The following is a 26,687-nucleotide window of genomic DNA, read 5'->3' as shown; positions in this document are numbered from 1 at the left end:
CTTCCGCTTAGAACGCCCACTTTGAAATTGCCGATTTGACCGAAGGCGGACAAGTTGACGCCGAGTGACTTCATGGCGCTGCGTGAGACTTCGGCTACGCGCACGCTGAGGTTAACTTGCAGGGATCCAGCGACCTTGATGTTGTTGACGACTTGCGCTCCGTCGCCCAGATATTGCTCAGTGACTCTTTTTGCGGTGTCGGCGACCTCTGCGTCGGGCGCCGTCCCGCTAAGGATTGCGCCGCGCGGCGTATAGTTGACGCGGATGGGATAGTCGCCGACCTGCTCCCGCAACATGGCGCGTAAATCCCCGATCGGTTGCGTGACAACGATACGCAATTCGGCGAGAGGCTCGCCATTGCCATCCAAGGCGAATAGGCTGGTCCGCCCCGATTTCTTGCCAAAGACGAAGATTGTTTTGCTCGATGGCGCCTGAAAATCCGCGATCGTGGGGTCAGCAACAAAGATGGTCGTGGCTGGCCCGGGCAGATGAACGGTCTCCCCGAGCGAAGAGGAAAGGGTCAGCGTGGCGTTGATGCTATTCGAAGCCGCATGCGGCGGGCCTTTGTCCTGCTTGTTTTGCGCCGCGACACCAAGTGGGAAAGTCACAATAAGCGCGCAGAGGAGATGGCCCAGGTAACGGGGCACTGCAGGTCTTGTAACCTTGTTGGCGATCGCCCGCCAATTGAGCGCAGCGCAAGGATGTTGAAGGATCAGCAAAATAGATCTTCTTTCGATTCGACAAACTATGCGGACGAGGCGTCAGTCAATTCTAGGATGTAACCAATGCCTCGGATGGTCTTGATCCGTGGCGTTGCACCTGATCTGGTCAGATGTCCCCGTAAACGATAAATTCCGACTTCAAGCGCGTTGGCAGACACGTCGTCGTTGAATGAATAGAGGTGATCTTCCAATTGCGCACGGGGCACGATGCGGCCTGCCCGGTTAAGCAGGTGCTCTAGAACACAGAGTTCGCGACGTGCGATCATCATTGGGTGCCCATCAACGAAAACCTGGCGGGCGACCGGATCAAAGTCGAGATTGCCAAATACGAGCCTCAGGTCGGTCATCTGTGTCGCCCGGCGCAGAATGGCTCTCATTCTGGCAATAAGCTCATCGGTAGAGATGGGTTTGAGCAGAAAGTCGTCCGCACCACCGTTGAAGATCGCAATTCGCTTATCGAGATCGTTAAGGCTGCTCATAATGACGGCAGGAACTGAATGCCCGTGGGTCCTCAACTGCCTCAGCCAACCCAAGCCATCGCCATCTGGCAGAGCCAATTCCAGCAGGAGAATTTCATAGCTGGCGCAAGAAAATGCACTCGAAGCCAGTTCCAGAGTACCAACGACATCAACGACGAAGCCGCCATCCCCGAGCGCAAGTCGCATGGCGCGCGCAAGATCCGCATGATGATCCACGAGCAGCGTTCGCATTTCATCTCCTCTCGAAGAGGGACGGCCCATCGAACGCGTCACCGGCGGCCATCTGATCGGAGCACACGGCGCGCAACTCGTCGCAGCTCTCGGAACTGGTCCGAGTCGGAGGGACATGCAAGTCGCTCGGTGGCAATAGGCGCGGGTGAGGACCAACTGACGGGCTCAAATACGCCGGTCGGCGAACCCACGAGGCCAGCAACCCGCGTGCGATTTCTCGTTGCATCATCTCTCCTACGTGCAGCCCCTGCGCTCGCAAGGCAGCGTCGCGGCTCAGAGCCCGATTCCCACAGAGGGTAGGGTTAGCTTTCGAGAAACTGATTGAACAAATCGATTATTTGGATCGAATGCATCCACGGTATGGATGCAGCGCACCATCTTCAACGACTGCGGCGTCCTGATGCACTGTTGTGTCTGTCGTGCTCTGCTTTTTTCGCTGTCCTTCAAGGCTGGCGAGCCTGGTGGAACCTGCGCGTCATTGGCTTGGTAGCTTGAATGCTCAACAACGGAGCGCCCTGCGCAAAGCCGCTCTCATTTCCAAAAAGCCTTGCAATCTGGTTGGAGCACTTCGCGCTCGACACCAAAATAGGCGAGGAAAACTGACGTCTGACAGGGATGTACATGCAACAGCCGATTTGCGGCACCAGCAAACGACCGCGTTCAGGCTGAAGATCGACGACCAACGGCTCCTCGATTTCCGCACTTTTACAAGCTCTTCCTGTGCGGGCGGATGCCGGCAAACAGCAGCACAGGGTCAGCGAAACCGGGAGCGGGCCTGCTTGATCGCCATGATCACATTGCCGCTGTCGCGCGTGCGGAGCGGAATGCAATCGGTCCAGCCGGCGGCAATCCGGTCAGCACCATCGTCTGCACGAAGCTCCCTGACGAAGACGTGCCCGAATGCGCTCAACAAAGCCGGGCGGCGGATCTTTCCAATCGCCGAAGGTGCGGGCTGGCACCGAGCGGCGAACTGCGAACTCATTCCTGCCCGGCGGCGCTGGCCGCCGCGAGCGTCGATGCGGACCCAGCCGCTCCGAATCCTCCCACAACACGATGAGCGCGTCGCGGACATCGCTGCCGTAACAGCGGCTGCGGCTCTTGCCCGCAGACGGCCTCTGCTCACGACGGTTCATAAGACGGATCGCGCGCTTGCGAATAATAGCCGGTTACCGCCTCGAACTCATCCAGAATGCGCCGCTTGTCAACGCCGCAATAAAGCTCCACGATCGCCGCTTCACCGTGTCGCCATGCTGAGCCGCGCCATCCTTCCCCCGAACCGGAATGGCACGACCTGTCCATCCCCTTTGGAACAGGACACTATTGGTAACATTTTGCTTGAGGCAATGCGGCTCGTTGCCTTCCTTTTCGCTGACCGGAAGGGTACCGGAAGTCGTCTATCGCATCTTACCCGCTGAAAGCGGCAACACCTCGACCTCAATCGCAGATCATAGGAAATAGACGATCGCGTCGGGGCCTCAGCATCGGTTCACCGGGTTTCCGTCATCGACTGAAGCGAATTGCCCCATCGACCGTCACCGGGTGGGCCGCGATACGTCGCCGTATATGATTAGCGAGCGCACGTAGCGGAGCCATAGCTCTCCACCCAGCCATGTTCCCCTAGTTGGAAAATGTCCGGCGGACCAGAGGTGCTGTCGTCAGCTTTTCCTGAATAGCGGCCAAGGCAATCCCTACCAGTCCATCACCACCTTGCCGGAACTGCCGCTCTTCATCGCATCGAAACCGATCTGAAAATCGTCGATGCCGATGCGGTGGGTGATCAGGCCGGAGACATCCAGCGGACCCTGCACAAGCGCGATCATCTTGTACCAGGTTTCGAACATCTCGCGGCCGTAGATGCCTTTGAGATGCAGCATCTTGAAGATGACCTTGTTCCAGTCGATCTCGAAGCCGGTCGGCGCGATGCCCAGAATGGCGATCTTGCCGCCATTGTTCATGGTGTCGATCATGTCGCGGAAAGCGGGGGCGGCGCCTGACATTTCGAGGCCGACGTCGAACCCCTCGGTCATGCCGAGCACCGGCATGACGTCGCGCAGCTTCTCCTTCGAGGCGTCGACGACATGCTGGACGCCGAGTTTCTTGGCTAGCGCCAGCCGCACCGGGTTGATGTCAGTGATGACCACTTTGCGCGCGCCGACGCATTGGGCGACGAGCGCGCCCATGATGCCGATCGGCCCGGCGCCAGTCACCAGCACGTCCTCGCCGACCAGATCGAAGGACAATGCGGTGTGGACGGCATTGCCCAAGGGATCGAAGATCGCGGCAATCTCATCGGGCACATCGTCGGGGATCGGCACGACATTGTGCTGCGGGATCGCCAGATACTCGCCGAAGGCGCCTGGACGGTTGACGCCGACGCCGAGCGTGTTGCGGCACAGATGCCCTCGCCCGGCGCGACAGTTGCGGCAATGGCCGCAGACGATGTGGCCTTCGCCCGATACACGCTGGCCGACCTTGTATTCGGTGACCGCTGCGCCGAAATCGGCAACGGTGCCGACGAATTCATGGCCCGTCACCATCGGCACCGGCACCGTCTTCTGCGCCCACTGGTCCCAATTGTAGATGTGCACGTCGGTGCCGCAGATCGCCGTCTTCTTGATCTTGATCAGCACGTCGTTGGGGCCGATTTCCGGCACCGGCACCTCTTCCATCCAGATGCCCGGTTCGGCCTTGGCCTTCACAAGCGCCTTCATCATGTTCGACATCAGGATTTCCCTATTCCGTGATTGCGCTTCTGGCGAGATAGCCTGCACAACGGGAAGGTAGGCCACTAACTCGTTTGAACGTCCGGAATGGTCAGCCCCGCCTGCTCAGCCTCGCGGCGCAAATTCTGACGGGGCCTGGGGCCGATCTGCTGGATCACCAATCCGGCTGCCAGTGAGCCAAGGTCGCCGCAAGTCTGCAGGTCGCGGCCTTGCGTGTAGCCATGCAGGAAGCCGGCGGCATAGAGATCGCCGGCGCCCGTCGTGTCGACCAGTTCCTTGATGGCGGTCGCCTTGATCACCACGGTCTCGTCGCCGCGCACGATCACCGAGCCTTTTTCCGAGCGGGTGACGGCGGCGATCCGGCAATCCTTGCGGATCTGGGCCAGCGCCTCGTCGAACGACGATGTCTGGTAGAGCGACTTGATCTCGTGGCTGTTGGCAAAGACGATGTCGACCGTGCCCGAGCGCACCAGGTCGAGGAATTCGTCGCGGTAGCGGTCGACGCAGAACGAATCCGACAGCGTCATCGACACTTCTCGGCCTGCCGCGTGCGCCAGCTTCGCCGTCTGGCGGATTGCCTCCTTGGCGCGCGGCGGGTCCCACAGATAGCCTTCGAAATAGGTGACCTTGGCGCCGGACGCCTTGTCGGCTTCGACATCCTCAGGGCCAAGCTCGACGCAGGCGCCGAGATAGGTGTTCATCGAGCGCTCGCCGTCGGGCGTGACGAAGATCATCGAGCGCGCCGTCGGCGGCTCACCCTTGAGCGGCGTGGTGCCGAAGGCGACGCCCTGCGCATGGATGTCGTGGGCGTAGATTTCGCCCAGCGCATCGTTGGAGACCTTGCCGAAGAAGGCCGCGCGGCCGCCAAAGCTGGCGACGCCGGCCGCCGTGTTGCCGGCGCTGCCGCCGGACGCTTCGATCGCCGGGCCCATGCGGCTGTAGAGCAGTTCGGCGCGTTGTGTGTCGATGAGGTTCATCGCGCCCTTGATGATGCCGTTGGTCTCGAGGAATTCCTCGTCGCACTGGGCGATGATGTCGACAATGGCATTGCCGATGCAAAGCACGTCATAATCCGGCATCAAAATCTCCGCCAAAACCCGAGCCGGCTTCTTGCCACGCCGGCCGGGCGTGGTCTCGCGAGTTGAAATGGGTTGCCGCATGCGCTTGATCCAGCCGCCCTCACGCAGCTGCCGGTCCGGCTTCACGCAGCAAATCGTCAGCTTTGTCCGTCTTCTCCCAAGTGAACTCAGGCTCTTCACGCCCGAAGTGTCCGTATGTCGCCGTCTTGCGGTATATCGGCCGTAAGAGATCAAGCATCTTGATGATGCCTTTCGGTCGGAGATTGAAAACCTCGAGAACAAGGCGCTCGATCCTTTTTTCCTCGATCCTTGCGGTTCCGAAGGTATTGACCATGACAGAAACCGGACTGGCCACGCCGATCGCGTAGGCAAGCTGAACCTCGCAGACCTCCGCAAGGCCGCTGGCAACGATGTTCTTCGCGACATACCGGGCGGCATAGGCCGCCGAGCGGTCAACCTTGGATGGGTCCTTGCCCGAAAAGGCACCGCCGCCGTGACGCCCGGTCCCACCGTAGGAATCGACGATGATCTTCCGTCCTGTGAGGCCGCAGTCGCCGGCAGGCCCACCGACCACGAACCGCCCTGTTGGGTTGACCAGAAATCTGATCCCCGAAGTATCCAGGTGGGCCGGCAGGACCGGTTTTATGATCTCCTCAATGACGCCTTCGCGGACCGTGGCTTGTGAGACCGCTTCGTCATGCTGCGTTGACAGGACTATGGTATCCAGCGCCACCGGGCGGAGCCCTTCGTAGCGTACCGACACTTGAGATTTCACGTCCGGACGCAGCCAGCCAAGCTGTCCCGCTTTCCGGACCTCGGCCTGTCTTTTCGTCAAATGGTGAGCGAGTTGGATCGGCAGGGGCATCAATGTATCCGTCTCGTTGCATGCGAATCCAAACATGATGCCCTGATCCCCTGCCCCTTGCCCGAGATCCTGCCCTCGTCCTTCATCAACGCCCTGGCTTATGTCGGGCGACTGCTCGGTGAGGGCCAGAACGACGGCGCAACGTCGACCATCAAAGCCAATCGCATCATCGTCGTAGCCAATATCGAGTATCGTATCGCGGGCGACTTGGCTGTAATCGATGTGGGCATGGCTGGTGATCTCGCCAGCCACAACGACCATCCCCGTCTTCACCAACACTTCACAGGCGACGCGCGCCTTCGGATCGGTGCGCAGGACCGCATCGAGAATGGCATCGGAGATGTTGTCTGCCATCTTATCGGGGTGTCCCGCGCCGACGGATTCGGAAGAGAACACGAACTGCCTGGTCATAAAAATGCCCTCGCTTCAAGTGCTGGAGTTAGTGAGGAGTTTCTGGATTGGGGTGGCTTATCGGTCGGGGATGCCGGGAACATCGAACGCAGTGCAGAAGTCGGCAACGTCTCTTCGTACGCTCGCATGAACTTCCTGGTCATCGGGCTGGCGGCAGACCGAGTCGATGAAAGCGGCGATCTGCACCATCTCCGTTTCGCGCATGCCCATGGACGTCACCGCTGGTGTCCCTAAGCGGATGCCGCTTGTCAGCGCCGGATGCCGCCGGTCGCCCGGGACCATATTGAAATTCGCAATGATGCCTGCACGCGATAAGCGCTCCGCATAGGCTTTGCCTGACAGCGACCGGTCCCGAAGATCAAGGATCAGCATGTGATTGTCAGTGCCCCCGGTGACGAGTTCATAACCTCGCTCCAGAAGTGCCTGGGCCAGAGCCTTGGCGTTGTGGACGATCTGCTGACCGTAGACACGAAAGGACGAGTTCGCTGCTTCCTGCAAAGCGACGGCAAGCGCGGCGATAGTATTCATATGCGGTCCGCCTTGCAGAAGAGGGAACACGGCGCGGTCTATACGTTTGGCCAGATTGTGTTTGCTCTTCGGATGATGGAGGGGCTGATAACGGTCTTCATTCCTTGATAAAATGAAGCCACCCCGGGGACCGCGGATCGACTTGTGAGAGGTGCTGGTGACCACATCGCAATGGGACACGGGGTTCGGATGCACTCCTGCGACAACCAGGCCGCAGATGTGGGCGATGTCAGCCACCAGATACGAGTTCACCTCCGAAGCAATTTCGGCCATTGCCGCGTAGTCAAAAATACGCGGATAAGCAGTTCCGCCGACCCAAATTAGCTTCGGGCGTTCCCGCTTGGCGGTCTCGCGCAAGTGGTCATAGTCAATTTGCTGTGTCTTTTCGTGCAGCCTGTACGGGACGCGCTGATAATCGCTGCCGGAAAAATTGACGGACCAACCGTGAGTCAGATGGCCGCCTTCGGGTAAAGGCAAGCCCATGACTTTGTCACGGGGGCTCAAAAGCGCGCGATAGACAGCCTGGTTGGCTGGCGAGCCTGAATAAGGCTGGACGTTGGCATGTTCACTGCCAAATAGCGCTTTCAGGCGCTCGATCGCGAGGGTCTCAAGCTCATCGACGATCTCGTTTCCGGCGTAGTAGCGCGCACCGGGGTATCCCTCGGCATACTTGTTGGTGAAAATCGACCCGGTCGCTTCCAACACCGCCGAGGAGGCAAAGTTCTCGGAGGCGATCAGTTTGAGAGTTGTCCGCTCCTGACGCTCCTGTCTTAGAAGCAGTTCGTGAACGCGGGAGTCGACGGCGGCTAAGTGAGGCCGCCCGTAAGTGTCGGGCTGCGCGATGGCGCCGCCGGCGGAGTTATCCATGGTAGTCGCGCTCCATTTGGACTGATCTATTTCACGATCAAGCAGGCGGTCCCTTCAACCGCGCGTCTTGTATTGCTTCCAGGCGTTGTAGGTCTCTTTTATGATGGCCATCATCGTGGGGCAGGAGATCGACCACCAATTGAGCCAGCTCGCCATCCTTGCCTCCTGCTTGCATATGGTACGAAGACTGCGGACGTTGTTCGTTGCAGCAAAGAAAGTTGGCTCTGACCAGCCGCCGAACGTGGCGTCGAACCTGCTCGCGAGGCAGACCGGTAATATCGGCCAGCTCGCCGACGGTTAGATCCGCATGCGCGCAAAGGCCCAGGATTCGAAGGCGATCAAGATGCGCTGCCGTCCTTAGGCGATTTACCAGTGTCAACATTGGTTAGCATCAACCCGGACGGGATGCAGCAAGCCGCTAGCCCTTCTATCCCCATCAATCCGCATGAGACCTCTCTCGTCATTTGCTGTAAATCCGCTGGTATGGATGCTAATGGAAGATAGATCACAGTCCTTTCTACGACTAAGACGCCAGATATTGGGGCTAATGTACCACCTGACAGGAGACTACACTCACGAACATTATGTGAATTTTTTTTAACGTTGCTGAGAATCAAGGGGGAGGTTTGGCGAATGTCTCGCCGTCGACTGTCGAATCCTGCCCGACGGGATTATAGGGTGCGTAGCCTGCTTGTCCTTTCCACATGACCAGCGACGATGGGGCGAAGGCGGCAGACATAGCTCTGGAGCATGCTGCGGTATCTTTGGCCTGAAGCCGAGGAAGGCGGACCGTGGCTTCCGCGCCGCTGCCGGGAGCCCGCGAACAGGCCAAGTGGATCAGCCGGGTGTTGCCGTCATAGAGCGTGAGACCCAAAGCTGGCCAGCCGCGCCCTGAGGCTGACGCACCGCTCAGCGTCCACCTTGCTCTCGAAGCCCATCGGCATAGCGCCGATAACGACTTGACCGCGTGCGTGTCGACGAGCGATCGGTGAGCGCAAGGATCGAGGGTGCAGTGCAGGATAATGCTGTTTTAAATCAGCGCTGTTTTCAGCCGACTGCCTTGAGCGTGGCACGAGGATATAGGCCCAAGGCAGGAGATCATCGTCTGCTGTTCGGGAGGCCGCCCTGGGCGCGCGACAGCCGTTCCTTCGGCTGCGCCGCTCCGCCACCATCCGCGCCGTGCCTTCCGGAGACCATTCCCGCTACCGGCCGGCGCCCGTGAAAACCTCGACCCGGCGCACCGGCTCGAGATGGCTGGGCTCAGCGTAACTCTGAAGTCGTCATATACCGAAGTCTTCACAGACTTCGGACATCCCCCTCACAGTCCGATCCAGATGGCGTCAGGAACACCGCTTGCGTTGATGCGGATGAACCCCTGCTTGTGCCACAATGACCCTTATGTCAGCGCGCGAGCCAAAGCTTCCGCGCAAGGCGACGGCTAGGATAAGGCAATGCCGACGAAGGGCACATTGCTTGCCACACTCTGGAATGATGGCATGCTCGGAAGGCCTAGGCTTTGCTCAGGGCCGCCTGCAAGGCGCGCTTTGAGGTTATTCACATAGCCTTCTGCGTAGTCCTGCGCCGTCGAGACCGAAAGATCAATGCCTGCCGCCAAGGCCTCTTCCATCAGGTGCTTTACGAGCCCATTTCGAATGGCCAGCTTGACCTCGGGGCCTGCGATAAGGCCGATCGCCTGCGCGGCCATATTGAGGCCAGCTTCCTCCAGCGCTCGCTTCATATCGCCTCCGTTAATGGCCGTACGCAGGAGATTGGCTGCTTGCGACTCAGCCTCGAGAACCATCGAGGCAAGATCGGCTACTTGTCCGAGGCCCGGAATGAAGCTGAGCAGTCCCACCGCCGTTGCCGCCAAGTCGAGCACTTTCGTCTCGATTTTGAGCACGGAGTCGACGACGTGCATGACGGCCCCGCCGTTCTTTTTGGCTGACTTAATGTCAGGCTGGTCCATCAGGCCCATCTTCATGTCCGCGACGGCATTCTGCTCTTCTGCGGTTTGGGCGCCGTGGGTGATTGGCTGCTGAACGTTGCGGTTCGCAGACGACATGTTTGTGCAAAAATGGGCAAAGTCTTTTTTGCTGATATTGCCGGAATCAACCGTATGCCCGCCGCCAAAGTCGAAGAATTTATGATGGGTCTTATAGCCCGTGATCGAATTGTTCAGGAGGCCAAACAAAAGAGGATCTGAAAGGAGCTGAGAGGCTGCTTCCCGCACTTTCGGATCAAGGCTCTTGTCGTCTTTCATTTTCGCCAGTTTGTCGCGAGTCAGAACACCGCTTCCAAAGAACGTGTCCTGATGGTCCTTGATCATCTCGACCGTATTCAGCTCAGTTTGCGTGAGGCTCATCGACGATGAGGCGACTTGCAGGAAATCCTCTTTGTGCATCTTCCCTTTCGAGCCACCGCACAACTGGTTCCAAGCATCGGGGTGATCGAGGAAATATTGCGCCGCCGCAATGACCTGGGGCGGAAATTTGCCGTTTTTCGATTCGCCGCCGACCATTTTCTTGAACTCATCCAGACTCAGGTCCTTGGACAGATTTTCGGAGTACCGGTAAAACTCCCGCAAGGCATCGCTCAAGGTCATGACCGAAGGCTGCAAACCTCCGCTGCCGTCGGATGGTATGTAGTTCTGCTCGTAGCTTCGCGCTTGGGCTTCCTGAAATGCAGCAACTTGTGGGTGGTGGTTTGAAAATCCGGCCAAGTCCTTGGCGTTGATCTTGCCTCCACAGCGGCCGTCGCCCTGCGAGCCAATCGCATAAAAAAGTCCCGAATCCTGCTGCAGTCCCTGGATCGCCGCTTTCAGATCCGGTGGCGTAGAGGGATCATTGGCTTTGTCGGTCAACGACTTCCAAGTAAGCGGGCATTGGTCCTTGTGACGGTTGAGTACCGCAACAATCTGCAACTCAGCCGTGGTCAGCGACCCACCGTTCCACGTGATTCCGGGGCTCGGCCTGGGAGCCGGCTCGATCTTCGGAGTGACGCCGAGCAGATGTTGGGCTTCAGTCGCCTTGGAGCGTTGCGATTGGTCCTCCTTGAGAGCCGCCCTCATATTTGGCGGCAGCAGATCCAGTGGGTGTTGCTCCAAGCCATTCAATGTCAAGACATCCGGTGCCAGATGGCCCAAAGGGTCCTGCCGCAATTTATCCATTGTCGAATCAAGATTCGACGCTGGCAGATCCCCTTGCGCGAAAGAGCCGGGCTTGTCTGCCAGCACACAAGTGGACAGCATCGCTTCGAAGCACGATGCACTTTGCTGATGCTGGGTCGCAAAATGGGAAACTTTCAGGCCCGGCCAACCCCTTGCGGACTGTAGCGAATTTGAGCGGTAGAAAGTTGAAAGATTACTGGCCGACATTATGCATCCTCAGACGTGACGTTGAAATCCCCACAAGAGACCCCGACAGAAGATCCCTTGCGTTTCACAAAATTCGACAATTCCAAGCGTCGGCAGGTCACGAATGCGCCTGCCCTGCCTTCAATTGCTGTGTTCCGGGCCGGCTCCAAGGTTCGGTCCAACACAATGGCCGGAGTCACCGCGAGAGCTGCCGGGACTCATCATGAGCGGATTAGCTTTCGAGAAACTGACGAGTTTGCGAAGAGTTCACAAAGGGGTAGCCGCAGTCATGTTCTTCAGAGCTGCGGGAAATCCTCAATGTTCATTTCTTGCCCAGCTCAGGCTTCCCGCCAACGCTATCCTGTTGTGGGATGTCAGAAGAATAAGAAGCATCCGGTCGTCCGTCGCGAACGACCGTAGTGGAGGAGCCGCGAAACAAGATCAGCACTGATTCCTTTGGCGTTGCCGCTATGTGAGTCTGCGCCTGCGCCTGCGCCACCAAGCCGTTAAAGGTCTGCTCCACGAGTGCGACGAAGCGCGGTGGACCGGAAACGAAGACGAGGCCATTGCCTGGCACGGGTTTGACCACATAGCGCTCGTCGGAGATATCAAGCTTGTCGAGAGCCCCCTTGAACGCATCGAAGCGAATCGACGTCATCAAAAGCATTCGAGTTTGCGATTCTTGTGCAGCAGACACATAGAGCACAAGGCCGTCATAGTACCATTGTAGACCGTAAAGGTTCGTCAAGCGGTCGAGGAACGCGCGCGGTGGCAAATCAGGCATACGTCCGCGAATTCGCCCCTTCACCGCAGGACTGATGTTGACCCTGATATTCAGGTTGTTGCCGAATTCCTGCAACGCTGCAGCGAGCTCCTGATCCAGAACCGTGTATCTATAGGGTGTCGCCGGAAGGGACAGCGGGACTGCATGCGCCGGGTGAATCCCGGTGGACAGAAAAAACCCGGCACAAAGAAGTCTCAAAACATGCAGGGTGACGGGTTGGATAAGCGTTCTCGGCATGTCGCACTGATAAACCAAACGCTGAAATCATCACAAGTGACTAAATTGCCGAAGAGATTTTAGATTGTCGAAATGACGCCGCCGTTAGTCAGCTTGTTGTCAGCTTGCCCCCCTAGGAGTGTTGCGCCGACACCGGGTGATGAATGGGCGGGGCTCGCCCGGTCAGAGAGAGCAACCGAGTCCTTACATGATGATGCCTGTCACGTCGATCTCTGCCACTCTAACGGCTGGCCTCCCCAGGGTCGGATCACCGTCGATTGTCGAGCAGGCCCAGTTTGAGCGCGCCTTAGGGCATGCAGCCGACTCGCTGAAAAACGATGCCGCCGCGGGGCCAGCGAGTGCGGCGCCAGTTGCTGCGGCGATGGATGTTCAGCGCGCGGCTGCGCCGACGAGCGGCATGGGCGATCGCGTGTTGCAGACGATTTCCTCCCTATATCCACACAACACTGTTTCCTTCCCCGCGCTCGACCATGACATAGCCCTTTCGAAGGGCGCTCTACCGGGACCGGCGCAGAAGCTTCCCGTTCCAGGTGAGGCGGGAACCGGAATCTCGGGCATTCCCCAACAAGGGCAAGACTTCGAAACGATGATGGCTGGTCTTCGGGATGTTTACAACGGCGTCACCCAGGTGGCGCTTATCTCCAAAGGCGTCAGCGGCGTCACATCATCCGTGAATAAACTTTTGAAGGAAGGCTGAACCGCGCGCATGATTGGCTTGGCCGAGGGCGAAATCATGCGTGGCCTGTCAGGGTGGCGGTCGGTTAGACTTGTCATGCTGCCAGTTCTCGTCGCCCTCACTGCTTGCAAAGCCGACCTCTACACGCAATTGCAAGAGCGTGAGGCAAATGAAATGCTCGCACTTCTTGAAGACAACGGGGTCGCCGCGATCCGGGTGGTCGCCAAGGATGGAACCAGCACGATCCAGGTTGACGAAAAGCTGCTCGCCTTCTCAATCAACCTTCTGAACGCCAAGGGGCTGCCGCGCCAATCCTTCAAGAACCTCGGTGAGATATTCCAAGGATCAGGCCTGATTGCCTCGCCGACCGAAGAGCGTGCCCGTTACGTGTATGCCCTGAGCGAAGAGTTGTCGCGGACGATCAGCGATATCGATGGCGTTTTTTCTGTACGTGTTCACGTCGTGCTGCCGCATAACGACCTTGTGCGAGCCGGTGCCACGCCATCCTCGGCCTCGGTGTTTATCAGGCACGACGCAAAAACAAATGTCGCGGCTCTGCTGCCAAAGATAAAGATGCTTGTAGCCGACAGCATCGAAGGCCTGTCCTACGATAAGGTGGAAGTGGTTTTGGTGCCGGTAGAACGTTCCGCACACGAGCAACGGCCCGATCCGACTGCTGTTTTGCCACAAGCATCACTACCTCTTCCTGCGCCACTTCTGGCGACCGTAACAGGTTTTGCCGCAGCCGTATTCGCCGTGGCCTGTTATCTCTTGATCGGCGTTGTTACGCGTCGGCGCAAGCAATCAACCGGCGTTTCCAAGGTCGAGGGGCGCCGGGATGCTTCTGCTGTCGAGGCCATTCGCAAAAGAATGCCTGCAATTGGACGTGGGTGACATCTCATTGCCAATGCCTATACAGACCGCCCGACCTGATGGTCCGCACTTTCCGGGCGCGAGCGAGCTTGCGGCTTCGGCCCATCCAACCCGTCTTGCGGCGCGTCTTGATCCAGCGTTATCGGCCGAAACGTTAGTGAAGTTGCAGAAGTGTTCCAGACTGCATCCAAGGCTGGCAGAATTGCTGGGCAACGATGACGTGGATCTGAACCACATCGGCTGCAGGCCGGACCTTCTACGCGGGCATGATCCATATCGAGCGACCCTTCTTGCTGGTAGTATCTGGCATGCCCGTTCGCTGGTCGCGTTTGTCTCTCAGCCTGAGCTTGCCATCCTTGTTAAACGCATCGGCGTGGATGCACACGCATTCGGAATCCGACACCTGCTGCATGCTGTTGACAAAAGACTGATCTCGGACCCAGAAAAACTCGCTCAGCAAATCGAATACGATGGACACGCATGTCTTGGAGCTTGGCTCCAGGACAGTTCAGCGACCGAGCGTAACCGCGTGCTTCTTCGATTGCCCGAGGGGACTGCCGCGGAGACTCCAGCACATGAGCATTGGACCGCCGCCGGCCAATTGCTTTCACTTGTAGTAGCTCATTTTGAGACAGAGACCCCGGTGAAATGACAGTCGAACTTTCCGAGGGGCCAATAGCGCCGCAGATGCGTCCAGTCGGACCACTGATACCCGCGAGCGAGCTCGAAACCTGGCACAGCGCCGCGCAAGCCCTTGCCGCGGCAGAACGGCATCGGCAGCGCGTTCGAAACTGGGCACGCGCGGTTTACCAGCGGGCGTGGGCGCGCGGCCACATGGAGGGCTCGAATGCAGGCACCGAGGAGATGGCAGGGTTGATTGCGGAGACAATCTCCGAAATCGCGCGACGAAAGGCGGCTCTGGAGCAGGAATTGCCGCAGCTCGTGATGGAAATATTGAGCGATCTTATCGGCGCTTTCGATCCGGGCGAGCTATTGGTGAGGGCTGTTCGTCACGCCATAGAGTGTCAATACAGCGGCGCCGACGTTTGCCTTCATGTTTCTCCCATGCAAGTCGACATGCTTGCACGAGAGTTTGCTCGATGCGACGGCCAGGATGGTCGACCAAGGGTGCGGATCGAGCCCGACCCGACATTGTCGCCGCAACGCTGCGTGCTGTGGAGCGAGTACGGCAATGTTGACCTTGGACTTGACGCCCAGATGCGCGCGCTGCGCCTTGGTTTCGGGACGCTCTGTGAGAAAGGCGAGCTATGAGAAAGCCCGTCCCAGAACATAACGCTGACGCCCACACTCGAGCTCTCGTTCCAGCAATCTCGTCTTTGAGGGCTGCGGCCAAGCGAATTGACACGCGTGCGGTGCGCGGTCGGATCACGCGGGCTATCGGCACACTGGTTCATGCCGTCTTGCCAGACACTCGTATTGGGGAACTTTGCCTCCTAGAGGACCCGCGAACCGGGCTGTCGCTCGAGGCCGAGGTGATCGGCCTGTCGGGTGATGGTGTATTGCTGACACCGATCGGGGACTTGGTGGGCCTATCCAGCCGCGCAGAGGTCGTGGCCACTGGCCGAATGCGTGAGGTGCCCGTCGGCGGCGATTTGCTCGGTCGCGTGATCGACAGTCGTTGCCGCCCATTGGACGGCAAAGGCGAAATCAAGACCGTCGAAACTCGGCCCCTGCATGGCAGAGCCCCCAATCCGATGACGAGGCGCATGATTGAGCGGCCATTCCCGCTTGGGGTCCGTGTCCTCGATGGTCTGCTGACGTGCGGCGAGGGCCAGCGGATCGGGATTTATGGCGAGCCAGGTGGTGGCAAGTCGACGCTGTTGTCACAGATCGTAAAGGGTGCCGCCGCTGACGTCGTCATAGTGGCGCTCATAGGCGAACGTGGACGGGAAGTTCGTGAATTCATCGAAAGGAATCTTGGTGAAGAGGGCCTTCTCCGTACGGTCGTCGTGGTTGAAACATCCGACCGCTCGGCGGTAGAGCGTGCGCAATGCGCTCCAATGGCGACTGCGCTCGCGGAATATTTCCGCGATCAAGGCCTACGCGTTGCTCTCATGCTGGATTCGCTGACGCGCTTCTGCCGCGCTATGCGCGAAATAGGCCTTGCTGCGGGTGAGCCGCCGACGCGACGGGGCTTTCCTCCTTCCGTTTTTGGCATGCTGCCAGGCCTGCTCGAGCGCGCCGGCATGGGTGAGCGGGGCTCAATCACGGCCTTCTATACGGTGCTTGTAGAGGGTGATGGCACGGGTGATCCAATCGCCGAGGAATCGCGTGGTATTCTCGATGGCCATGTCATCCTCTCACGCGCTATTGCGGCGCGATCGCATTTCCCCGCTATTGATGTGCTGCAGAGTCGCAGCCGCGTCATGGATGCAGTCGTTTCGGGGACACATCGCAAGGCAGCATCCATTTTCCGCGAGCTCCTGTCGCGCTATGCCGAGACCGAGTTCTTGATCAATGTTGGCGAATACAAGCCAGGTGGAGATCCCCTGACTGACCGGGCTGTCGCGTCAATCGACGAACTGAGGGAGTTTCTGCGCCAGAGCGAAGATGACGCGTCAGATTTCGAGGAGACGGTCGCATGGATGTCGCGTCTGACCGCGTAAACTGGATTCAGTCTTCGAGTATACGGCTTCTGAAGGAAATGCAAGAGCGTCGTGCCCTTGGCGAGCTGTCCAAGAAGGAAGCCCAGCGCGATGTGGCCGCCTCAGCCGTACAAAATGCCTCTAGGGAGCTTGCAATGATACAGCAACATTGTTCAAGAAAAGAAGCAGCGCTCTATCAGCATCTGATGTCACTCGACAACTTGTCTAGCGCAGCGCTCGACCGTCACCGCCTTCACACTGAACAACTTGCCGCTGAGATCAATTCCAGACGGCAGATGCTTGATGATACCCAAATCGCTCAAGAGGAGGCTGAGATGGCGGCGTCCAGGACGAGGGAGCTATGGGTCATATGTTCGGCGGCAAGGGACAAATGGCAACAAATCGAGGACGACGTGCGGCGCGCCGTCGAGACTCATTCGGAGGCCGCAGCCGAGATCGAGGCCGACGATGAGATACTGCTGAAATATGCGAGGGGGTCGCTTGCCTAAATGCCGCGCAACCGGATCCGACGGTCGCAAGAGGTCGTCCGAATGACACGACCGTGCAGTCTTTGATAGGCGCTGCGGTCACACCCGCCATGTTCGAACCAGTTCTGAAACTGTCCCACACGGTTGTCTCGTGGCTCAATGATACAGCAGCGCCGCGCACGCCGTTTCAAAGCCGGATCAACGAGGTGCCGCTATCGGTGCGAACGGCAGGGCTTGTCTGGCAGCAGGAACCTGCTGCCATTCCGATGCTTGACTGCGTCTGGAGAGTGGGAGCCGAAACGGTCATCTTGTCACTGTCGCGCCCGCTCGTAGAGGAGTTCATCACGACAGTGCAGAACGGCTTGGCCTTCCCTTCCGAGCCAACTGCTTCGCTAATTCTCGAACTCGCTCTGGAGCCGCTTGTCACTCGACTGGAGGAGACGACGCGTCTGAACGTGCAACTCGTGCGGGTATGCGAAGCCACGATGCTGGCTCCTCATCTTGAACTCGACATCATTTTCGGCGCGGTCAAGGGCAAGGGCCGTCTATTCCTGTTCACGCCACTTGACGGCTTAGTACCGCCTGCGTTTCGCGCGCTAGGCGAACTGCTTGCCCAGTTGCCGCGGCAGCTGGGCGGGCTGCCTCCAGAGCTCCCGCTCATTGTTGCAGGAGAGGTCGGCACGCTTCGCCTTCCTGCGGCGCTTCTTCGAAGCGCATGTGTCGGTGATGCATTGTTGCCCGATATTGCGCCGTTCGGCCGCGGCCAGATCACCCTAGCTGTCGGCCAGTTGTGCGCCGAGGCGGATCTTGACGGCGATGAATTAATCTTGCGGGGGCCTTTCCGCCCGCGACCGTGTCCTTTGGAGAGTGCGCATATGACACAACCCGGATCGCAACTGGAGCTTACTAAGGATCTCGACGATGTCGAGATCGTGCTTGTCTTTGAATGCGGCCGCTGGCCTATTTCTCTTGGGGAATTAAGAAGTGCCGGCGAAGGGCATATTTTTGAACTTGGATGGCCGATCGACGGCCCGGTCGACATAGTGGCCAATGGTCAGCGTATCGGGCGTGGCGACATTGTCCGCATCGGAGAAGAGCTGGGCATCAGGCTCCGTGGCGGGTTTGCATGCAATGAGTGAAGCTCAGCCGACAATCCTGGCGCTTCTTGCGGTTACCGCCGGACTCGGTCTGCTGGTTTTAGCAGTTGCCACGACAACGGCCTTTGTAAAGGTATCAATTGTTCTTTTCCTCGTCCGCAATGCGCTCGGGACCCAGACCATACCACCCAATGTGGTGCTGTACGCCGCGGCGATGATCCTCACTATGTTCGTTAGTGCGCCCGTTGCTGAGCAGACCTATGACCGCATGTCGGATCCCAAGCTCCACTATCAGACATTCGACGACTGGGTAAGCGCCGCTAAAGCCGGAAGTGAGCCCTTGCGCGAGCATCTCAAGAAATTCACAAATGAAGAGCAGCGGCGATTTTTCCTATCTTCGACAGAAAAGGTCTGGCCAGAGGAAATGCACGCTGCAGCCACGCCTGATGACTTTGCAATACTTGTACCATCTTTCTTGCTATCAGAATTGAAGCGCGGATTTGAGATAGGATTTCTACTTTATCTGCCTTTTATTGTTATAGATCTGATAGTGACAACTATCTTGATGGCAATGGGTATGTCGATGGTCTCACCAACTGTTATATCTGTTCCGTTCAAGATCTTCTTGTTTGTTGCCATTGATGGTTGGTCAAAATTGATGCATGGGCTTGTGCTGAGTTATACGTTACCGGGAGGCTGATCATCACTGAATCCAGCATCATTACTCTTATGAGCCAATCACTGGTGGTTTTCATGATCTGGATTCTACCGCCGCTCATTGCATCAGTGGTTGTCGGCCTCGTCATCGGCATCCTCCAGGCGGCGACGCAGATCCAGGATGAAAGCTTGCCGCTCACCGTGAAGCTTCTGGTCGTTGTCGCGGTGATTGGGCTGTTTGCTCCTGTGCTAAGCGCCCCGCTCATAGAGCTAGCCGATCAGATCTTCACCGAGTTTCCCGCAATGACACTTAGCTACTAGTCCGCCCCATGGACGCGCCATCGGCCGATATTCAAATTCTGATCCAGACGGCTTTCGAACTCGTCGTTGCGGCAGGTCTTGGGGCAGCCCGCGCGATGGGCATCATGCTGATCTTTCCCGTATTCACACGCTCGCAGATCAGTGGGCTGATCCGGGGCTGTTTGGCTGTTGGCTTCGCACTACCATGCCTGGCACACGTCAGCGGCGGATTGCCGGCGCTGGATCCTGATACGCGCCTGATCCAGCTAACCCTGCTCGGATTCAAGGAAGTTTTTGTCGGTGTACTCCTTGGCACTTTTCTTGGCATTCCGCTTTGGGGCCTTCAGGCTGCCGGGGAGCTTATCGACAACCAACGCGGCATCAGCAGCCCGACCGCTTCGGCCGATCCCGCGACGAACAGTCAGGCTTCCGCGATGGGCGTTTTTCTGGGGATCACTGCGATTGCCATATTCGTCGGATCAGGAGGCCTGGAAACTTTGATCAGTGTCCTGTACCGCAGCTACTTGATCTGGCCGGTGTATCAGTTTCACCCGACACTGAGCGGGCCAGGAGCAATGGAGTTGTTGGGGCTTCTCGACAGCATAATGCGCACGGCATTATTGGTTTCGGGGCCTGTCGTGTTCTTCCTGATACTGATTGATATATCGATGATGCTGCTGCGTCGCTTTGCCCCGCAATTTAAGGCGAGCCAACTGTCTCCGGCAATCAAGAACATTGTCTTTCCAGTTCTCATGGTCACCTACGCTGCCTATCTGGTGGAGAGCATGAAACTGGAGGTCACACGTGCCAACGGCGTGCTGGAGTGGTTCGACAAATTGCTGCCATGAGCGACACAAGTGAAGAGAAGACACACGCCGCCAGCCCGAAGAAGTTAAGTGAAGCGCGCAAAAAAGGACAGCTGCCACGTAGCTCCGATTTCGTCCGCGCGGTCGGGACTTGCGCTGGGCTCGGCTACCTTTGGCTAAGAGGCAGCGTGATCGAGGACAAATGCCGGGAAGCGCTCCTATTAGCCACCAAGTTGCAGAGCCTACCTTTCGATACCGCGGTGCCGCAGGCATTGGTTGTGCTCGTCCAACTCACAGTCGCGGCTGTTGGCCCGCTGCTTGGAACCCTTGTCGCCGCGGTGATTTTGGCCAGCCTGCTAGCCAATGGTGGATTTGTCTTCTCTCTGGAGCCGATGAAGCTCAGCTTTAAGAAAATTGACCCCTTTGAAGGGCTGAAGCGCTTGGGGTCTGCTCGTTCCATGGTCGAAGTCTGCAAGACCATGTTCAAGGTATTGGTTCTCAGCGCAACCTTTTCCATTGTCCTTCTCGGGATGTGGAAGACAATGGTCCCTCTGCCGATCTGCGGCATGGGCTGTGTTGGCCTCATCTTTATGGAGACAAAATTGCTGATGGGAATTGGCGCCGGCGCACTGCTGGTCGGCGGACTGATCGATCTTCTGCTCCAGCGCGCGTTGTATCTGCGCGAAATGCGCATGACCAATACCGAAGTGACGCGCGAGTCGAAGGATCAGCAAGGAGCGCCAGAGTTGAAAGGTGAACAGCGTCGCATCCGCGAGGAGGCGGCCGACGAGCCTGCGCTTGGCGTGCATCGCGCCACGCTGGTCTTAACAGGAAGGGCGGTCCTGATCGGTCTGCGTTACGTTCGCGGTGAAACCGGGGTGCCGTTCTTAGTTTGCCGTGCCGAAGGTGAGCGCGTTTCACATGTGTTGAGCGAGGCGCGGGCACTACGCCTGACGATCGTCCATGACCATGTCTTAGCGCGTCAGCTGATAGGCACTACAAAACTCGGCCACGCGGTTCCTATGCAATATTTCCAGCCTGTCGCGAAAGCATTCTTTGCCGCAGGCTTGGCCTAGTCATGGAAGTCCACGACTGCCCAGTTCAAAACTGACCTGGCTCCATGCTAGTGGCAAATGTCGGCTGGCCATCCGTGCCCCAGTGTCTCTGTCAGGCCAACCGCGCAACCGCGGGCCTGGGGCAATCACTCCCCTCGGATCTGCCACCCAGCAACTACGGCAAGTCCTCCGGGCATGACCTTGCAGCCTCTGCTGGCCGGTGCGTGGCGCAGTCCGAGGTTTTGAGGCCGGCAGTGCGGATTTGATTGGTGCAGCCGTTGGAATGCCCTCGTCAGCTAGTCGTCAACTAAGCGCCCTATGTTGAACAGCCGTGCTAACTTGAGCTCGGTTGCGAAACATAGGAGTACGAATCGTCATGTATGGTCGAATTGGTGGCTCATCCGATAGTTACCGCGCGCATAATGCCGGCGAGCAATCGGATGCAGGAAGCGAAGGGTTCGCGGACACATTTGCCCGAATGCACTTATCCGGATCGGAAGGTAGCGGCGCCTCATCATCGGCGGCTCCCCAAGCATACTCCCTCAATTCCCGACCTCCTGTGGTGGAGATCAACAGGACTTCCTTCAGGAGACAGGTGAGGCAATTTCATGGTGATGAAATCACGCACATCGCCGACAATCCTCAAGAGTATTCGGAGTTCGTATCGTCACGAGCCAGGCGCACCGCGGACGTTGCTCAGCAATATGGCATCCGTCGAGATACGGAGCACGCGCGATATTTCAGTTACCAATTGGGAGACCGGAGTGCCGGACTGCTGAGAATGGAAGGCGGATTCAGCATGAACGAGTTCGAATCGGAAAGTTGGCGGGAACAATTTCCTGGTCGAACTGAGGTCACTTCCATAGTGGATCTTCAAGTCGCCCATCCGCTCGTCGAAAATGCGGGCGATATTCTGCTGGAGCATCAACTTCGGATAGACGGCGACCGACCGTTGCTGAATTGGCGTGCGGCTAATCCGGAAGCACAAGCGCGCGCGCAGACGATGGGGTTTGTTGAAGTGGATCATGGCGACCTGGTGCTTGACCCTACGCAGCATCCCGACAAATGGACGAAGAACAGTGCCGGTGAGTGGCAGCGTGCAGGCAAACCTCCACTCTATCTCCACAAAACCGAGGATAGCGACAGCAGCGATAGCGGGTCCGACGACGATTTCATGTGATTTGTCGACCCGCCGCCGAGCCTTGCAACTGGTGACGGTTGCAAGGCTGTTGGCAGTGAATGCTAATTGTCCGGCGACAGCCCCGCCTTAGCGCCAGCGCCGCCGAGCAATCCAGCCCATCTCCCAGACAATAAACTGCGGATGCGCATCGTGGGTGCTTGCGAGCGGATTGTATTCGGGCCGGAACTCCGCCTCTTGGAACCGAGCTCTCCCGAATCCAATTTTCTCCACCACACCGTTGGGTCGTTGCGATGCGCCGATCCCGATCGGATCGGCTATGCCTGCTCCGCGCTCGCAGGAAGACCTTCCGCCTCGATCTTGGCGGCGCGATCTCGGCGATAAGTTGGATGGGAGGCAAGATACGCCGCCACGTCAACAGCCGGTAACGCGACATCGCAAATCGGCCCTGACGGTAGCCGATCGACTCCAATCGCCGGACCGCAACTCGCGCAGCGGCATTCGCGGTTTGGCCAGGAGAAATGCTCGCTGACTCACAGCGTGGCCGGCCGCATTCTGAGTGCCCTGTCATGCAGCCTGCGCCGACGGGAGCTCGGCACGCGAATGGCGTGGTTGGCGGCCAAGCCCTGAGGTCAACAAGGACTTACAGAAAGCGGGGGTGAGTTTGCCGCGATGAATTATGACCTTCTCGCGACCGGACCTAGCATCGGCTTCCTCTCGCTCTCGATTGTAGCCGCGCTGTTCGTTGGATTTAACGTGGCAAGCGGTGAATTCGGAATCAGCCAGCCCTTCCAAGTTTCTGGCCATGACGGGGCGACTCGTGTGGATGTGCACCCACATCGGGCTCGGCATCGCACCATTGACCAGCATCTTGGGCTGCAGCTTCATCTCAAACAGCTTTCCTGGCTCGCCACGCAGCGCGACCGGTGCCTCCGGCGGCATCAATTCGTCGGCATTGCACAAATGTTCCAGGTATTTTTGCGCCGGAAATGCGTAGGTCTTCATGCAATCAGTCGTAATGCCGGCTTTTCCTTCATTCAATGCGTTGGCCTGTCCCAGCACCATGTTCAGCAACCCTTTGAGCTGGTCTGTGCGTTCGTGCACTTTGGGTAGCTGGGTGGAGGTGAGTAGCAGGCGTACATTACGCCCCTGCAACCCGGCGAGACAGGTTTGCATCTCAATGGCCTGGGCTCGCAGGTACTGGGCCACATCGTCCACGACCTTACCGGCCTCCTCAGGCTTCATCTGGCGCACTTGGGAGACGACGCTTTGCTGACCGGCCAGATCGAACTGCAAAAGTTCGTCCAATCGTTTGAGCCGCTCCGTCAATACCTCCATTGACAACGCGGCGCCCCCGATTGTCGAGCCTGCCCCCGACGAACTCGCAGCCACCTCTTGCGCTCTCACCTGTGTACTCGCAACTTGATCCGAGCGCGCGAGAACCTTGGCTGCTGGCACTGTGCCGGCGTTCGCAGCGACTGGTGTTGATGGCTGCCCGGCGGCAGAAGTCCCGGCGCGAGCTGCCGACTTATGCTTTGACTTCCCTTTCCTTCGCGCTGTAGTGCCTTCTGACACTGCAGCCGTACCAGCAGTGTCAGCCGGTATCGCAGCGCCTGCCCTGGCCGGCATCGCAGCGCCCGCCTGGGCCTGTGGCGCCATGATGGCTGACGGCGGAGACTGCAGGTTCAACAAGTGCATGGCATCGTGCGCAGTGATCCATGCATCGTCCACGATCCGTTCGAACAGTTTCAATGGGAGGCCGGCATCTGGGTAGGTATGGCTTAGCTTGGTATGCACCTCGTGCAACGCCAATCCAAAATCCGAAAGCCGCTCCATGATTTTTTCTACAACCGCGCAATCATGAGCGTTGAGTGTTTTGCCATCATCCATTATGCCCTTCGCCAAAGAGAGGGCGCGAAGAGCTTCTTGAGCGGCGCTTGCCATCAGCTGCACCACTCCATTTCGACCGACGAGGAGTTCCTTCAAATCTGGCTCGAACCTGCTCGCCCGCAGTTCAATCTTGGCCCGCGCAAGACCGATCCGCTCACGGACCAGCCAGATCCTGACACTCAGTACCGAGCCGGCACGCAGCCGCAGTGCGCACCGCTCGGCTTCCCGCATCACGGGCGTTCCACTGGATAGGCTAGCGGTGGCAGCGCAGGCGGATCGCTGCCGTTCGGAGCGCCATGCCTTTTTTTCCCACCACTTAATTGCCGCCGTATGGTGGTTCTCCACATTTAAAATCAACAGCTCCTGCCGGTCCGCCTGGGAGTAGGAGTAGAGTTTATCGACCATACCTGCCGCTTTCTTGGTCTTTTTGTCCAATTTCGTGATCGTCGACAGGCCAAGTTTGTCTACTTCATTCGCGGCGTCGCACACGATCTGGCAACATCTACGCACCTTGTCGTCTGGCATAATTGTCTGCGCCTCAGCCGCAGGCAGGCTAGCGCGGTACTCCAGAATTGCTGAGGCTGCATCGACGACCCCACTGATCAGCTCCACCGCCTCCTCGGGGACGTCGGTTTTCCTGGCCGCAGCCTCGCAATCAGTCAGTTGTTGAACAAGACTGTTCATTCTGAGCTGTGTCGGACTGATATCTTTATTTGACGATGAGCTGGTGCCTTCCACCTGCGCGGTTGATAGTTGGCTACCGACCGGCGCCATGGCTTCGCCCTCAGACATGGAGGGAGAACCGCGCCGCCTTGCGGCTGCGCCACGTGGCGCTACGGTTCCGCGTGGTGGCGCAGCGGCTCCACGTGGCGGTGTGTTCAGGATTTGATCTTCGCCAATCGAGGCGCCTGGCAGACTTTCGCGGGCATCGCCTGGACCGCGCGCAACTGGAAGGGAGGAGGGCCTCCTATCGGCGTCCCCAGAGCGCATCTGCTCCACAACGGAATCGAATGACTGTCCACCTTCTCCCGCAGCAAGACTTGATTGCGAAAGGGAACTGCTCGCCCGCCCCGCGCGGCTGGCTCCAGTTTCAGCCTGCGATTTCCGTGGTCGGCCAATGCCCTTCATATTGCGTCTCCGTAGTAGGCGAGAATGTGCTGCTATTGTGCTGGCGGCTGACGAGACCAGCGGCATCTTTCGGTTAACGTCACGGTCAGCCAGACCCGCGACGGCGTAATGTTCCCGCCAAAGTGCTTCTCAGTAGCAGGCCAAGATTGGCCCGAGCTCACAGGACTTTCGCAACGTTGCCATCGATGTCCTGAGATTATCAGCGCTTCAGTCCGCCGATTTCCAGGAACAGCGAATGAAATCAGACCAACTCGGCTAGCTCCCCTTCCTAGACACGTGCCTGACGATTTTATTGATGCGTCACTCCTCTCGTTCGCCACCGACAAAGTCACACATTTGCTTCAGAGAAGCGTGTGCGTTGCGTATCACGCGGACCATTTCGATCTATAGTTACAAAAAGTGTCGAGACGGGACCTTTGGATCCGAAGGTCAGGCACGGCCGGCCTAGATAGACCGCTTGGCTGACGATTAGCTGACGATGGGAGTTCTCACGAACAGGGCAAGAAAATCCGACCGCTTCAAGCTTTCGATATGGTGAGAAGAGGATCCGCACCGGCCTCCCAAAGCCGGCAGACCATCCCATGTTCGTACGGTCGCCGACCTTCTCGAAGCCAATGAGCTCACCGCGCCGGGCCGTGATGTGCAGGCGAGAGAATGGTGATGCAAAGACCGAGTTCCTGCTCGTTGCGTGCGCCCGTGGAGCCAGCAAGAATACGGTCATTGCGGTCATGCAGCACGTGGACCGTGTCTCCTGTTCGACACCACAGCATCGAGGATGCAAACGAGCTGCTGCGGCTGCCATTCGGTCGCGGCATGCGTGGACGGCGGGATTGGCCGAACAGCCGAGATCGTGGTCGACTGTTCGATGCGAGAGCAACATCCTGCAGAGCATACGTTTTTGCGCTGGCCGGTTTTTGTCAAAAGCCGTCAGGTTCTCGAAAGCTCCCGCCCTTAGCTTGATCGAGGCTAACCTTTAACACGTCGCCGCCAATGGCAAATGCCGGAGTACCTGATGATAGCAGCAATTGGGAGTGGAGTTGGCAACCTCGGGACTTCCTTGATCCGAAAGGGCCATGGGGATTCGAAATCCGAGCATTCTGGTGATGGCAAGCCGGCTGATGGCAATGATGGCAAGCCAGCTGGTGGGAATGATGGCAAGGCAGCTGGCGGGAACGATCGGGCGGATAACCGGACCGTTTCAAATGATCAACTTCAAGACAACTCACAGTCTGCAGCACAAAGTGAAGCCTTCCAAAGTATCCTGCGATCGTTCGCGTTCCAATTCGCGAACGATGCGATGGCTGAGGCCGATGAAGCTTTGGATGACACAGAAGATGCCTGACGCGGGAAATCCGGCGTGAGGTCATACAGGCCGTTATTGACGGCACAACTCCAACAGAAAAAGGAATGATCATGGCTGCAGTTGATAATAATAAAAAATCAGGCAATACCAATACCAGTAGCGCCGGCAATACCGATAAAACTAACAGTGGCACTCCCGGCAATACAAGCGGAGCTGATGCTACTGCTTTTCAGGCGCAAGTGCAGGAACTAACCAATGTTAGCTTGGAGGCGACGAAAAGGAGTGTCCAGTTGCGCACTCTAACGACCAATCTCCAGACCATCAAGAAGGCCGCCGACGAACGCGTTTCGTAATGTCGGAAGCGGGTTTTAGACTGCCCCCTAGCGCGTCTC

The 26,687-nt window shown here is 58.1% G+C and carries 24 protein-coding genes and 1 pseudogene; 14 read left to right on the top strand and 11 right to left on the bottom strand.

The annotated features are described in order from the left end of the window. The 10 genes and pseudogenes from EN993_RS03665 to EN993_RS03620 all read right to left on the bottom strand — a co-directional run. Window positions 1-674: pilus assembly protein N-terminal domain-containing protein (locus EN993_RS03665; protein ID WP_245468619.1), on the bottom strand; the 674-nt coding region annotated here is incomplete at its 3' end. A 71-nt stretch (window positions 675-745) separates the two neighbouring features. Further along, window positions 746-1,432 carry a response regulator transcription factor gene (locus EN993_RS03660; protein ID WP_063169262.1) on the bottom strand — a complete coding sequence of 229 codons (687 nt, stop codon included), beginning with the start codon at window positions 1,430-1,432 and terminating at the stop codon, window positions 746-748. Between the two features lie 805 nt (window positions 1,433-2,237). After that, window positions 2,238-2,406: pseudogene (locus EN993_RS37635) on the bottom strand (transposase); the annotation flags it as partial. A 714-nt stretch (window positions 2,407-3,120) separates the two neighbouring features. Then, entirely contained in the window at window positions 3,121-4,155 is a 1,035-nt protein-coding gene (tdh, locus tag EN993_RS03650; protein WP_063169264.1) for an L-threonine 3-dehydrogenase, read from the bottom strand. 65 nt (window positions 4,156-4,220) lie between these two features. Continuing rightward, window positions 4,221-5,234 (bottom strand): adenosine kinase, encoded by a 1,014-nt coding sequence (locus EN993_RS03645; RefSeq protein WP_063170366.1) that lies wholly within the window; start codon window positions 5,232-5,234, stop codon window positions 4,221-4,223. A 100-nt stretch (window positions 5,235-5,334) separates the two neighbouring features. Continuing rightward, window positions 5,335-6,510, bottom strand: coding sequence for a methionine adenosyltransferase (gene metK / locus EN993_RS03640; protein ID WP_063169265.1), 1,176 nt, complete (start codon window positions 6,508-6,510; stop codon window positions 5,335-5,337). A gap of 57 nt (window positions 6,511-6,567) precedes the next feature. Continuing rightward, window positions 6,568-7,905 carry a serine hydroxymethyltransferase gene (gene glyA, locus EN993_RS03635; RefSeq protein WP_063169266.1) on the bottom strand — a complete coding sequence of 446 codons (1,338 nt, stop codon included), beginning with the start codon at window positions 7,903-7,905 and terminating at the stop codon, window positions 6,568-6,570. Between the two features lie 37 nt (window positions 7,906-7,942). Beyond that, window positions 7,943-8,287 carry a helix-turn-helix domain-containing protein gene (locus tag EN993_RS03630; protein WP_082826567.1) on the bottom strand — a complete coding sequence of 115 codons (345 nt, stop codon included), beginning with the start codon at window positions 8,285-8,287 and terminating at the stop codon, window positions 7,943-7,945. 1,056 nt (window positions 8,288-9,343) lie between these two features. Beyond that, window positions 9,344-11,278 carry an HrpF/NolX family T3SS translocon protein gene (locus tag EN993_RS03625; protein ID WP_024505366.1) on the bottom strand — a complete coding sequence of 645 codons (1,935 nt, stop codon included), beginning with the start codon at window positions 11,276-11,278 and terminating at the stop codon, window positions 9,344-9,346. 301 nt (window positions 11,279-11,579) lie between these two features. Beyond that, window positions 11,580-12,278, bottom strand: coding sequence for a secretin N-terminal domain-containing protein (locus EN993_RS03620; protein ID WP_024505367.1), 699 nt, complete (start codon window positions 12,276-12,278; stop codon window positions 11,580-11,582). 187 nt (window positions 12,279-12,465) lie between these two features. On the opposite strand from EN993_RS03620, the gene EN993_RS03615 reads away from it, so the two are divergent. From EN993_RS03615 to EN993_RS03560, 12 genes are all read left to right on the top strand, one after another. Further along, a complete protein-coding gene (locus EN993_RS03615; protein ID WP_024505368.1) occupies window positions 12,466-12,975 on the top strand; it encodes a nodulation protein NolB in 510 nt (169 codons plus the stop codon). A gap of 9 nt (window positions 12,976-12,984) precedes the next feature. Further along, entirely contained in the window at window positions 12,985-13,848 is an 864-nt protein-coding gene (gene sctJ / locus EN993_RS03610; RefSeq protein ID WP_024505369.1) for a type III secretion inner membrane ring lipoprotein SctJ, read from the top strand. Further along, window positions 13,841-14,479 (top strand): nodulation protein NolU, encoded by a 639-nt coding sequence (locus EN993_RS03605; protein ID WP_306462320.1) that lies wholly within the window; start codon window positions 13,841-13,843, stop codon window positions 14,477-14,479. The genes sctJ and EN993_RS03605 overlap by 8 nt, the downstream gene beginning before the upstream one ends. Further along, window positions 14,476-15,099: a type III secretion system stator protein SctL gene (sctL, locus tag EN993_RS03600; RefSeq protein ID WP_024505371.1), complete on the top strand. Its 624-nt coding sequence runs from the start codon at window positions 14,476-14,478 to the stop codon at window positions 15,097-15,099. The genes EN993_RS03605 and sctL overlap by 4 nt, the downstream gene beginning before the upstream one ends. Continuing rightward, on the top strand, window positions 15,096-16,454 hold the full coding sequence (sctN, locus tag EN993_RS03595; protein ID WP_063169268.1) for a type III secretion system ATPase SctN: 1,359 nt from the start codon (window positions 15,096-15,098) through the stop codon (window positions 16,452-16,454). Before sctL ends, sctN begins: the two co-directional genes overlap by 4 nt. Continuing rightward, window positions 16,430-16,942 carry a hypothetical protein gene (locus EN993_RS03590; RefSeq protein ID WP_063169269.1) on the top strand — a complete coding sequence of 171 codons (513 nt, stop codon included), beginning with the start codon at window positions 16,430-16,432 and terminating at the stop codon, window positions 16,940-16,942. The genes sctN and EN993_RS03590 overlap by 25 nt, the downstream gene beginning before the upstream one ends. An 89-nt stretch (window positions 16,943-17,031) precedes the next feature. After that, on the top strand, window positions 17,032-18,060 hold the full coding sequence (gene sctQ, locus EN993_RS03585) for a type III secretion system cytoplasmic ring protein SctQ (protein WP_095769044.1): 1,029 nt from the start codon (window positions 17,032-17,034) through the stop codon (window positions 18,058-18,060). Beyond that, window positions 18,053-18,718, top strand: coding sequence for a type III secretion system export apparatus subunit SctR (gene sctR, locus EN993_RS03580; protein ID WP_029354851.1), 666 nt, complete (start codon window positions 18,053-18,055; stop codon window positions 18,716-18,718). The genes sctQ and sctR overlap by 8 nt, the downstream gene beginning before the upstream one ends. Before the next feature lie 29 nt (window positions 18,719-18,747). Further along, entirely contained in the window at window positions 18,748-18,996 is a 249-nt protein-coding gene (locus EN993_RS03575; RefSeq protein WP_081714428.1) for an EscS/YscS/HrcS family type III secretion system export apparatus protein, read from the top strand. 8 nt (window positions 18,997-19,004) lie between these two features. Continuing rightward, the gene (sctT, locus tag EN993_RS03570; RefSeq protein WP_063169270.1) at window positions 19,005-19,823 is read left to right on the top strand and encodes a type III secretion system export apparatus subunit SctT; all 819 of its coding nucleotides are present in this window, start codon (window positions 19,005-19,007) and stop codon (window positions 19,821-19,823) included. Further along, entirely contained in the window at window positions 19,820-20,857 is a 1,038-nt protein-coding gene (locus tag EN993_RS03565) for an EscU/YscU/HrcU family type III secretion system export apparatus switch protein (RefSeq protein WP_024505377.1), read from the top strand. Before sctT ends, EN993_RS03565 begins: the two co-directional genes overlap by 4 nt. Window positions 20,858-21,212: 355 nt before the next feature. Then, complete coding sequence (locus tag EN993_RS03560) at window positions 21,213-22,016, top strand: hypothetical protein (RefSeq protein ID WP_024505378.1); 804 nt, start codon at window positions 21,213-21,215, stop codon at window positions 22,014-22,016. A 525-nt stretch (window positions 22,017-22,541) separates the two neighbouring features. Here the strand turns inward: EN993_RS03560 and EN993_RS03555 are convergent. Further along, window positions 22,542-24,656 (bottom strand): hypothetical protein, encoded by a 2,115-nt coding sequence (locus EN993_RS03555; RefSeq protein WP_224570035.1) that lies wholly within the window; start codon window positions 24,654-24,656, stop codon window positions 22,542-22,544. A 1,348-nt stretch (window positions 24,657-26,004) separates the two neighbouring features. Here EN993_RS03555 and EN993_RS03550 point away from each other — a divergent pair. Together EN993_RS03550 and EN993_RS37630 are read left to right on the top strand one after the other, a co-directional pair. Continuing rightward, on the top strand, window positions 26,005-26,334 hold the full coding sequence (locus EN993_RS03550; RefSeq protein WP_081714433.1) for a hypothetical protein: 330 nt from the start codon (window positions 26,005-26,007) through the stop codon (window positions 26,332-26,334). 71 nt (window positions 26,335-26,405) lie between these two features. Beyond that, the gene (locus EN993_RS37630) at window positions 26,406-26,648 is read left to right on the top strand and encodes a nodulation protein NopA (RefSeq protein WP_224570034.1); all 243 of its coding nucleotides are present in this window, start codon (window positions 26,406-26,408) and stop codon (window positions 26,646-26,648) included. Window positions 26,649-26,687: the final 39 nt, after the last annotated feature.

This window comes from Mesorhizobium sp. M7D.F.Ca.US.004.01.2.1, assembly GCF_003997785.1.
GTDB classification, from domain to species: domain Bacteria; phylum Pseudomonadota; class Alphaproteobacteria; order Rhizobiales; family Rhizobiaceae; genus Mesorhizobium; species Mesorhizobium loti.
This window is presented reverse-complemented; position numbering and strand designations above follow the sequence as displayed.